At 39.6% G+C, this 9,542-nt stretch carries 5 protein-coding genes; 2 read left to right on the top strand and 3 right to left on the bottom strand.

The window, feature by feature from the left end; all coding sequences use genetic code 11:
* Positions 1-248: 248 nt before the first annotated feature.
* Positions 249-986: a tyrosine-protein phosphatase gene (locus WBM98_RS10990; protein ID WP_424366068.1), complete on the bottom strand. Its 738-nt coding sequence runs from the start codon at positions 984-986 to the stop codon at positions 249-251.
* A gap of 179 nt (positions 987-1,165) precedes the next feature.
* A complete protein-coding gene (gene ppdK, locus WBM98_RS10985; RefSeq protein WP_424366067.1) occupies positions 1,166-3,895 on the bottom strand; it encodes a pyruvate, phosphate dikinase in 2,730 nt (909 codons plus the stop codon).
* Between the two features lie 328 nt (positions 3,896-4,223).
* On the opposite strand from ppdK, the gene WBM98_RS10980 reads away from it, so the two are divergent.
* Both WBM98_RS10980 and msrA read left to right on the top strand, forming a co-directional pair.
* Complete coding sequence (locus WBM98_RS10980; protein WP_424366066.1) at positions 4,224-5,789, top strand: protein adenylyltransferase SelO; 1,566 nt, start codon at positions 4,224-4,226, stop codon at positions 5,787-5,789.
* Between the two features lie 127 nt (positions 5,790-5,916).
* A complete protein-coding gene (msrA, locus tag WBM98_RS10975; RefSeq protein ID WP_424366065.1) occupies positions 5,917-6,411 on the top strand; it encodes a peptide-methionine (S)-S-oxide reductase MsrA in 495 nt (164 codons plus the stop codon).
* 180 nt (positions 6,412-6,591) lie between these two features.
* Here msrA and WBM98_RS10970 read toward each other — a convergent pair whose 3' ends face one another.
* A complete protein-coding gene (locus tag WBM98_RS10970; protein WP_424366064.1) occupies positions 6,592-8,664 on the bottom strand; it encodes a hypothetical protein in 2,073 nt (690 codons plus the stop codon).
* Positions 8,665-9,542 lie beyond the last annotated feature (878 nt).

The following is a 9,542-nucleotide window of genomic DNA, read 5'->3' as shown; positions in this document are numbered from 1 at the left end:
CTCTTTTCTCAGCGTATATGCAATAGTCATTAAGGTAATGGGGGGGGGGTGATTTCCCTCCGATAGTAGTCGAGAACTCAACACTTGAGCAAATAAGGAGGTCTCGACTGCGCTCGACCAGACATTTAAATCCTTAAACTTAATGACCATTGCTCATCAACCGAAAGGGAGGTGACCCTCCAATGGCGGACACGGTGCCTTGGGCCTGCTTGCTACAGACAAGGATAGTTGGTTCCCAAATTCTACCCTTAAAACGAATTGTTTGTTTTTTGGAGTATCGGTTTTAATAGATCCATCATTTTTGTACCCACCTGAACTTCTTTTAAACTGTTCAATTGCCGAATGTTATGTACATCGGAACCTACAAAATCGATAAATCCGTCATCCAAAAGCTTATACGCCATTTTTTGGGCTTCCTTGCCATAGTAATCGCTAAGACTAAGTAGATTCAATTGAAAAAGGACTCCCTGTTTCTTATACTCCTCGTACTTGCCATAGGCATTATGAAGGTAGATGTACCGTTCAGGGTGTGCCAAGATGGTAAAATGGTTTTTGGAGGATATCTTTATGATGGCCTCATTGAAATTTATGGAAGGCTGCAAATACGACATTTCAACCAAAACATAATTGCCACCCAGTGGCATGACCTCATCATTTTCCATAATAGCCTCGAAATTGTCATCGATCATATGCTCGGCCGCTGCCCGTATGGAAATGTTTTTTTGTTTTTGTACTAACAATTCGTTCTTAAGTGTCAATAAAGCCTCGTTGATCGTAGCTGGATTGTTGGGGTAAAAGTTGTGCATGATATGGGGGGTGGCAATAAAATCGGTGACGCCAATGTCGGCAAAGCCTTTGATCAAATCCATGGACTCCCCAACATTTTTAGCCCCATCATCCAAGCCCGGTAAAATGTGATTATGTATATCTATCAACCCCTCTAAATAATCTACGAGAAAGATTTTTTTCTTAAAAAAGTCAAACATGGATCAAATTCATTTAAACAAAGTATCGCTGCACCACCAAAATAGCCAATAATCTGCAAAGATAGAACTTCTGATTTGACTACAACCCTGATGCCAAAACCTTTTCGACCCCATTACTTCCAAAACAAAAAGGCTTTGCAAAACGTTGCAAAGCCTTTTATTGTGCTTATATATAAATACTATGCCTTCGCTTTTATAGCTGCTTGGGCGGCTGCCAAACGGGCGATCGGCACCCTATAAGGAGAACAACTCACATAATTCAAGCCTGTTTTAAAGCAGAACTCTACAGAACTTGGCTCACCGCCATGTTCACCACAAATACCCACTTTTAAATCAGGTTTTGTTTTTCGGCCTCTTTCAGTACCCATTTCTACTAATTGCCCAACACCTTCCTGATCCAATACTTCAAAAGGATCAACTTTTAGAATTCCTTTTTCTATATAAATAGGCAAGAAAGTACCGGCATCATCCCGAGAATAGCCAAAAGCCATTTGCGTTAAATCGTTTGTGCCAAAGGAGAAGAATTCAGCCTTTTTAGCAATTAGGTCCGCCGTTAAAGCAGCACGAGGAATTTCAATCATAGTACCAACTAAATAATCGATGGTATCCTTTCTTTCCTCAAACACTTTATTGGCAGTTGCTCTAATGATTGCTTCCTGACTTTCAAATTCGGCCAATGTACCGATCAAAGGAACCATAATTTCAGGTTTGGCTACAATACCTTTTGCTTTTAGGTTCAGGGCAGCTTCAATAATAGCCCTGGCCTGCATTTCAGTGATTTCAGGATAGGTAATTCCTAATCTACAACCTCTATGACCTAGCATGGGATTGAATTCCGCCAATTCAGCTACTTTACTTTTAACAGCATCTAGAGTGATATGCATATCTTCAGCCAATTCTCTTTGTTGCACCAATTGATGGGGAACAAATTCATGTAAAGGTGGATCTAACAAACGAACCGTTACCGGCAATCCTTGCATGGCTTCGAAAATACCTTCAAAATCTTCACGTTGCATGGGTAACAGTTGTTTTAATGCACGTTTACGGCCATTAATCGTATCTGACAAGATCATTTCGCGCATGGCTTTGATACGATCCACTTCAAAAAACATATGTTCCGTACGTGTTAAACCAATACCTTCCGCACCAAAACTGCGAGCAACTTTAGCATCTTTGGGGGTATCTGCATTGGTGCGTACTCCCATAGTCCTAAATTTGTCCGATAGTTTCATGAGTTCAGCAAATTCACCACTCAATTCAGGTTCGATGGTTGCCACTTTACCTTCTATGATATTACCTGTAGAACCATTTAAAGAGATCCAATCCCCTTCATGATATTCATGTCCGTCAACAGTTAAGGTCCTGTTTTTATAATTAATTTTTAAAGCTCCTGCACCAGATACACAACATTTACCCATTCCACGAGCCACAACAGCTGCATGGGATGTCATCCCCCCACGGGCGGTTAAAATACCTTTGGCAATGTTCATACCCTCCAAATCTTCAGGAGACGTTTCTATACGAACTAAAATACTGTTTTTGAATTTTGCGGCTTCATCTGCAAAAAACACTATTTTCCCAGTTGCCGCTCCAGGGGATGCAGGTAAGCCTTGTGCAAAAATATTTGCGGATTTTAATGCTATGGGATCAAAAATCGGATGTAATAACTCATCTAATTTATTTGGTTCTATACGAAGTAATGCTTCTTCTTCGGTAATGGAGCCTTCTTTTAATTTATCCATTGCAATTTTAACCATTGCAGAACCTGTACGTTTACCGTTACGTGTTTGAAGAATCCAAAGTTTACCATCTTGCATGGTGAACTCCATGTCTTGCATATCTTTATAATGATCTTCAAGCTTTTGTTGGTACCCATTCAATTCATTATAGATATTCGGCATTAACTCCTCTAGGGAAGGATAATTTTTCGCTCTATCATCTTCATCTACTTTTGCTAATTCTGCCCAACGAAGTGATCCCAATTTTGTGATTTGTTGCGGTGTTCTCGTTCCCGCAACAACATCTTCCCCTTGGGCATTGATTAAATATTCACCGTTGAAAACATTCTCTCCGGTTCCAGCATCACGTGTAAAACAAACTCCTGTCCCGGAATTGTCCCCCATATTACCATAAACCATGGCTTGTACGTTTACAGCAGTTCCCCAATCACTTGGATAACCATGCATGTTTCTGTAATAAACAGCCCTATTTCCATTCCAACTATTGAAGACCGCTACAACAGCTCCCCAAAGTTGATCCCAAGGATTTGTAGGGAAGTCATGTCCGGTACGTTTTTTGACTGCATCCTTAAAATCATGAACTAAATCTTTTAGATCTTGAATTGTAAAATCCGTATCTAATTCTATGTTGCGTTTTTCTTTAAGCGCTTCCATGATTTCTTCAAAAGGATCAATATCTTCTTTTGATTCTGGTTTCATACCTAAAACAACATCACCATACATTTGAATAAATCGTCTGTATGAATCCCAGGCAAAACGCTCATTTCCAGATTTTTCTGCTAGTCCATATACAACATCATCATTTAAACCTAAATTTAAAACAGTATCCATCATTCCTGGCATGGAAACCCTTGCCCCAGAACGTACGGATACTAATAATGGATTTACTTTATCACCAAACTTGGCTCCCATTATTTTCTCAATTTTGGCAATAGCTTCTTCAGCTTCTGGTTTCAACATACCAATAACAGAATCTTGTCCTAAATCATTATATTCCGTACAAGCTTCAGTGGTAATTGTGAAACCGGGAGGCACTGGAATTCCAATGGCACTCATTTCTGCCAAATTCGCTCCTTTTCCACCTAAGAGATTTTTCATTTTGCTGTTTCCATCAGCTTTTTTATCTCCAAATAAATACACTCTTTTTTTAGTTTCTGTCAAGGTCTCCATAATGTTTTCTCAATTAGTATTCCGCCAAAATTAGAGACTTAAGTTGCCAATTTTCATGATAATTATCATGTTAAAAGTGTTGTGTTACCTATGTTACAAAAATATTTTCGCGGAATACTTTCAGGGGAGTCAATACCTGATTATCTCTTGCTTGGATACTTGATTTGCAGCTCATTGTGGCGCACAGGCCGAGAATAACCCAATTTTGACCCCTGTATTTCCGGGAAATCCATACCCCCTTTCGTTAATTATTGAAAAAGCGCACATGACTTGACTTTGAAGTGTGGGGAAGATTGTAACTTTGGGAAGATGAACTAAAAAATGACTTTTGACGCTACAACTCAACATCAAGGACAAATTCAATAAAGAACTACCGGCCGATCCCTTGGAATCGAATACAAGACGGCAAGTACGTAACGCCTGCTTTTCTTATGTGATGCCAAAAAAACCATCGAACCCTTCATTGATCCATGTATCGCCTGAAATGGCAAAGGCCATCGGTTTAAGTGATGCTGGTGAATCTAAGGATTTCTTGGAAGTTTTTTCGGGAACTAGGGTGATGAAAGGGACAAAACCCTATGCCATGTGTTATGGTGGGCACCAGTTTGGAAATTGGGCGGGCCAATTGGGCGATGGTCGTGCCATTAACCTTGCCGAGGTTGAACACGAGGGTAAAAATTGGGCCTTACAGCTTAAAGGCGCTGGGGAAACACCGTATTCAAGGACGGCCGACGGCCTGGCCGTATTACGTTCCTCAATCAGGGAATATCTTTGCAGTGAGGCCATGCACCATCTGGGTATACCCACGACCAGGGCGTTGTCGCTTGTATTGAGTGGAGATCGGGTAATGCGTGATATGTTGTATGACGGGAATCCGGCCTATGAAAAAGGGGCGATCGTTTGTCGTGTAGCTCCCTCGTTCATACGTTTTGGCAATTTTGAAATATTGGCGGCCCAGCAAGATGTAAAAACACTGAAAACCTTGGTTGATTTTACCCTTACCCACCATTATCCCCATTTGGGTAAGCCCTCCAAGGAGGTTTACCTTGCCTTTTTTAAGGAAGTTGCGGTAAGAAGTTTGGAGATGGTTATGCATTGGCAACGTGTTGGGTTTGTACATGGGGTAATGAATACCGATAACATGTCTATTTTAGGATTGACCATCGATTATGGACCCTATGGCTGGTTGGAAGGATATGACCATGGATGGACGCCCAATACTACGGATAACGCCCATAAACGCTATAGATATGGTACACAACCACAGGTGGTCTTATGGAATTTGTTGAAATTGGCCAATGCCCTCTATCCCTTAATCGAAGAGGTAGAACCGTTGCAGACCATTCTAAGTGAATATCAAGACGAAATGCCAAAGGCCTATCTGAATATGATGAAATCAAAGTTAGGACTCTTCGAAGTGGACGTTAATGACGAGGCTTTGGTTGCCGATTTGGAAGCTATCTTACAGCGATCTGAAACCGATATGACCATTTTCTTTAGGGAACTCGCAAGTTTCAAAAAAGCGGATGACTCCGATGGATTGAACCTAGTGGGTGACGCTTTTTATGATCTAGACGGTATAACTGGCGAAATCGCCAAAACATGGGAAGCATGGTTTGCAATCTATAGGGCACGTCTACAAAAGGAGCGTTTAAACGATGCGGAACGTGCGGAGGCCATGAATTCCATCAATCCGAAATACGTACTTCGTAATTATATGGCGCAATTGGCCATCGATGCAGCCGATAAAGGGGAGTATACCTTGTTGGATGACTTCTTCAACCTGTTGAAAAAACCTTATGACGAACAACACGAGCATCAAAAGTGGTTTGCCAAAAGACCGGAATGGGCGCGGAACAAGGTAGGCTGCTCCATGCTTTCCTGTAGTTCTTAAAAGGGTATTTCCTTTTGACAAAGGACATACCATGAAAGAAATAAATTGTCAACGGTGTAATTCAAAGCGGAAATAATGGACTAATACTTTTTAAAGATGGATATTGAACTTTTAAATTGCTAACAGCATGGACAACTACAAAAAAGCATATATAGCCGGAGGCTGTTTTTGGGGAATGGAAGAGCTCTTTAGAACACGGCCTGGTGTCATGGATACAGAGGTTGGGTATATCGGTGGAGAAAATGAAAACCCGACCTACCGCTATCATCCCGGGCATGCCGAAGGAATTGAAATTACCTATGACCCCTCAGTGACTACGTTCAAGGAATTGTTGGATTATTTCTATAGGATCCATGACCCTAGAACGGTAGATAGACAGGGCAATGATATGGGATCGAGTTATCGTTCGGCCATATTTTTTCAAAATGAGGCTGAAAGAAAAGATGCGGAAGAAATAATAGCCCTTGTGGATCAATCCAACAAATGGGAGGGTAGGGTAGTGACTACCTTGGAGCCGTATACGACCTTCTGGCCTGCAGAATCTGAACATCAGGATTATCTGATCCGAAATCCTAATGGGTATACCTGTCATTTTGAACGATTTGGGGAGTCTTTTATTTAGGCTTTAACTTTGCGTATGAATTCTTGAAATAAAAACAGGACTAGGAATCGTTAGGTATTTCTCATGATCTGTTTTATATCGTAAGTTAGTGGGATAAATATAACGATACTAAGGTTCGTGCCGCCCTTTAGGATCAGATGCCACCCCCTTGACGACACCACATTATGCTATCTCCATTTTTTAACGCAACAATTCGGGCGTATTGAGAATCAATTCTATTTTTTTTATGATGACGGTAATTTGGTTCATTTGTAGTTCTATATTTCTAAAAAAGAGGCTAATATCCCTATTGACCCAACTTTCGGAAATAACCCTTGCACCCAAACTAATCCTTAAAACAGCACTTTCAACATCATTTCCATATTTTACATTCACTGCTTGCCCTATATGGCATTTTTGTGCCGCAAGCCTAACAATTTCCAAAGAGGAATCATGAAAATGTTCCGATAAATCAGAATTTAACAAGGTATAGAGTTTTTTCACCTCATCAATAGATAGCGCTTCATTGTTTTTTAGGATGAAGAAAGGGAAAATAGTACGGATATTCCGAATTCCGAATTCTTTGCTATTGTAACTATTCGTTTTTGCTTCATCCCCATAAATCGGTTCTAAGAACGTGGCGTCTTTTATTGAATCTTCAACGAAATTGCAAAACATCTCGATACCCATATTTCTATATAGGATAGGTGTTCTAAAATATCGGTCCATCTCAACGATAGCAGCGTTCCAGCGCATATAGGAACCATAATTATATCCCCCTGACAAATCATTTGAACAGAACCATGATGTTGGCCAATCGGAATGATTGTAATATTCAGTTAACCCTTCCGGAAGTTTATTTTTTACGGCCTGGATTAATTTACTGACACTTTTAGGAAGAATCAATGCACCTGAGTAGGGAGGGCCGGTAAAGTATTTACTACCGGTGATGGTAACAATATAGCCTTTATCCAAATAAGTTCGAATGTCTTTGGGATCAAGTCTAAGTTGTGAGCCATCCACAATAATCTGCATGGATAACGAATCGAGTGAATTCAGTTTTTTAATTAATTTATCGCTGGGAGACTGATAGCCTAATTTCGATTGGTCCATCGTATGTAATACCACATGCCTGCCCAATGCATTGGTTTTTGAGATGGCATCAAAAACTTCCTCATCCAATTGCTTGGACGATTTTAGGGCACCATTTTCATCCCTAAAAGGAATTTTGATCAAGTCAACAGCTCTAAAGCCTTCAATTTGATCCCCCTTTTTAACCGGAAGATTCAACGCCGTTGTGTTTTCAAAATGACATCCTTTCAATGCCGCGGGCACACCACTGCCAGTTTCATCGGAAGCCACTAAAACATGCGTAATGTCATTCTTGAAGATAATTTGGGTAATCGCCGCTATTTGAAGGGCAGAATCAGTTCCTGATGGTGAGAAAATTATCTCACAACCATTGAATAATTTAAAGGCCTTTCTAAGGTTGTTTTTTAGTAGTTCGGAAAACTCGATGGTAGCTTTTTTAAAGCCATTTTTCAAGCTGTTTCTAATCAAAATACTTCGAACCTTGTCCGTTTTGTCAAACGCATAATTCGATACGCTTGTTGCCGTCGATGAGGCAAAAGTGAATGCTTCGGGCCTAGGGAAGGGGCGGCAACCGTATTTGTTCAACAAATCAATTTCGTCAATGTTCAATCTAAGATCACCACCTGCCATTAACAGATACTCAGTGGGTTTTGCCAAATTTTCAACAATGGGATTCCATGAAGCCTTAAATTCGTTGTTCGTGTTTTTTAAGCCATGAAAGGCCTGCAAGGCTTCATATTTCAATAAGGAATCGGGATTCAGATCTTCATCACTTTTAATCAGATCGATCAAAGAATAATCATGGGATTTTAATTTTTCCTTATCATCCTTGGGTAATAATTCGTAGAATATACGGGTCACTTGAAGGGCTGCTACATCACACAACACAGTATCGTTTTTTTCGCTGCCCAAAGCTTTATACCAAAGTTGCCATTCAATACCATATCTTAGATACACCAGGGCTAAAACAGGTTTGGTTAAAAATAATGAACCAATTATAATCGATTTGTTGGGTACGATTTTAAAGCTATTTGGCTCACTATTGGAGGTAATGATATTTATGTTGTTTATCTTGGGTACCGTATTGAATCTTTTTAAAACACGAACTAGATAATTCACATTTTCTTTTTCAAATAAACTGGTTCGTTTATATTGATTTTCAATAAGTATGTTATTTGACATAGGTGTTTTAAATTAAAACGTTCATCAAAACGAAGTTCTTACTTGGGAATATCCCTGATTATCTAATCATTTGGATAGCATTGTTTTCAATTCCAGAACAATCAACTCTTAAAAGGTTGACCACAATCGAAAATTTAAGTGATTCATTGGCAAATATACCACGTTCCACTTTACCTATAAAAGGTTTTTTCCATTACGTTGCAGCCATTTTTGGTTTGCAAGTGATAGCGTAGTGAAATGTATGAAAATTGTAGTACTATTTCATGGAAAGAATAAGTGCATATCGAAAATACCACACACAATTGCCTTTTGCCCCAATGCATCGTTATTAAAAGCGATCATAAACAAGGTTGCAACACGTTTTATTAAATATCTACCAATCAGGGGTATTGTGATAGTTGGACATGAACACCATCGAGGTAAAGGTTTCTCCTCATGGTTCAGAAGTTCAATTAAAAATCAAGGCACATTTCTAGAATTAACAAGGCGCAGCAGTAGCCAAAAGTGCTTTTGGTCGAATTTAATGTTGAACACCCATGTTTCTGTTGGAATTTTTATAGATTTCAAGAAATTTCCTACTTATGGCCAATTATATTACCTTGTTTTGCTTCTTTGCAATATGTTTTGTTTTCGCCTGTATGATGATTGTGGTGTTCTCTGAAGATTCGAGTGATTCCGATATAAAGTTGTGATCCAAATAGGCCAAAAGAGATCGTCTTCAGGAAATCAGCAGCTATCTATTTTCCTTTTTGCTTTCCATAGTTTTAATAGCTATCCTGATTTGGGCAATCGTCGTTTAAAATAACATTCAAAGGATATCTACGGACGTTACTATCCGATGCAGTATCTTTTTATCCCCGTAAACATTGGGGTAGGGG

Source organism: Maribacter sp. (genome assembly GCF_049667165.1).
Lineage (GTDB): Bacteria > Bacteroidota > Bacteroidia > Flavobacteriales > Flavobacteriaceae > Maribacter_A.
The sequence above is the reverse complement of the archived record's forward strand: the minus strand, read 5'-3'. Positions and strand labels throughout refer to the sequence as shown.